The organism is Dyadobacter sp. LHD-138 (assembly GCF_030929615.1).
Taxonomy (GTDB): Bacteria; Bacteroidota; Bacteroidia; order Cytophagales; family Spirosomataceae; genus Dyadobacter.
Genome location: NZ_JAVFVU010000096.1, coordinates 1 through 2,071, shown reverse-complemented (window position 1 = coordinate 2,071; position 2,071 = coordinate 1). Strand labels below are relative to the sequence as shown.

Sequence of the window (2,071 nt, the reverse complement as noted above, 5' to 3'; positions counted from 1 at the left end):
TTGTATTTGGTTGAAACCCGCTCGGTTGTCATACCGCCCAGGTCATTGAGCTGTCTGACCGATTGGACCGGACGGTACTCAGCATCATAATACGTGGTCGTAACCAGCCAGGAAGCGTCGTTCAACCTGCGTGTACCATTTCCGGTTTGCCGCCCTTTGACAGCGCCATTGATTGAAACAGAAAGCCGGTCTACATAAGCCTGGTTTGACGGAAACGAGTAACCATCGTAATAATAGGCATTCAAAACATTGCTTGCGCTGACGTTTGGGAGTGTCCCGTTAAAAGTATAACCAATGGTATTGGCGGTTGTGGTTTCATGATGTCCAGCGCTTGCATTGAAGGCCGTCTGCAACGTTGCACGGCTGTCGGCTGTGGTAAATTCACCATCCATAATCTTACGGCTGAATGCATCATATTTAATAAATCCCCAGGTACCCCGCGCCAGCTGATTTCCGTCTTGTGACATCACCAGCCGGTCAAATTTGTCATAGACCATTTCAACCTTGCCCGCGCCGGGAACCTGTTTGCTGATCATTCTGCCGCGCTCATCGTAGTCATATAAAAACGCAAAGTCTGCACTGGCGTTGTCCTGGTACTGTGGTTGCAGCACAGCCCGCAGCAGTCCGTAGTCATCGTAAACATAATAGGTAGTCAATGCCTCACTACCCGCTTTTTTACAAATAACCCTTCCTTTGGTGTCGGTAAATTCTATGTTTACTTTCTCGTTTTCGTCCGTGGTCTGCGTTTTGTACAGTTTGCCGGCAGCAAAGGTCCCGCTCTCGCTTACCGCTGTACCATCATAGGTATAGCGTTTAACCTCACTGCCGTTGTTGGCCGAATAAATGATACTTCCGGAGGCACTTTTATTTCCGGGCGCACGCGAGCCAATCGGACGGGATGAAGGTGATGCTTCAAAAATTGTTTCTGCATAGGGCCTGCCCAGGTCAGAGCCTTCCAACAGCGGCGTGTTCTCGGAATAAAAACGCTCCTGGTCAGTCTTTGTGGCCGGGGCTACCACTTTCAGCGCATTGTCCTTATAGCTCCCGTGGCTACCAGACGCGTACGGTAAATACGCCTTGGGCTGCCTGCCCAAGGCGTCGTACGCGATTGGCTGGACAATATCGGTACCCTCAGCGCTTTGTCCAACCGATACGGTTTGGACAGGCCTGCCAAGCCCGTCGATATACTGGACCTGGATATTGACTTTGCTGACATCGCTTGCACCGGCACCCGCCTGTTTGTAATGCCTTGAAAGAACAAAGTTCTGGCTTGCTGTCTGCGCGGACGCGGTCTGCCCCAACGCAGTGAGCGTGCAAACCAGCAGAAATATATAGATTAAATGACGTTTCATGATCTTAGGGTTAGCTAATTGTAAATCAGTCAGGACTATTATTGTTTTACGATGCGGTGCGTACTTACAGAACCGTTCATCCCAGTAAGCTGTACCATGTAACCCCCCGCCCGAAGGCTGCTTACATCGATTTGGCGGCCTGGTTTATTTTCCGAGAAAACAAGTTTACCCCGGACATCGTAAATTTTGACATGGCTGATTTTATCCGGATCTGGTGTGCCCAGGTTCAGTTTCTCTCCAAAGGTGAGAGGGTTCGGATAGACCGAAATCTGGTTATCAAAAATAAGGCTTTGTATCCGGCTGTACGCAAAAGTATTATCCCGGTCTACCATTTTTAACCGGTACAGGTTCTCCGTACCGCTGGCAGGACTACCATCTTTGAAGGAGTAATACTGCATGTTTACGTTTACGCTTTCGCCTTTGGCATCCACACTGCCAATCCGGTTCCAATCTTTCCCGTTCAGGCTGCGCTCTACATCAAAACGTTCGCTGTTAGTTTCCGCCGTGGTATTCCAGGTTAACAGCGCTGTTTGCCCTTCCTTGATCGCATTGAAATTTACCAAGGTAACTGGAAGCGGCCCGCCCTGGTTAGCTAAAAGGAAAAGCTGGGAAGGGCTAACCGTACCAGTTGCCGCAATGACGTCGCAAGCAATAGTTTGTCCCGCATAATTATAACAATAGGACGAGCGTATGTTTCCGGTGTTGTCTTTAATGTATTT

Annotated in this window: 2 protein-coding genes; both read right to left on the bottom strand. The window is 49.3% G+C overall.

Features of this window, described 5'->3' with window-relative positions; genetic code table 11:
- Window positions 1-1,352: DUF6443 domain-containing protein (locus tag RB622_RS30020; protein ID WP_308050534.1), on the bottom strand; the 1,352-nt coding region annotated here is incomplete at its 3' end.
- A 38-nt stretch (window positions 1,353-1,390) separates the two neighbouring features.
- Window positions 1,391-2,071: T9SS type A sorting domain-containing protein (locus RB622_RS30015; RefSeq protein ID WP_308050532.1), on the bottom strand; the 681-nt coding region annotated here is incomplete at its 5' end.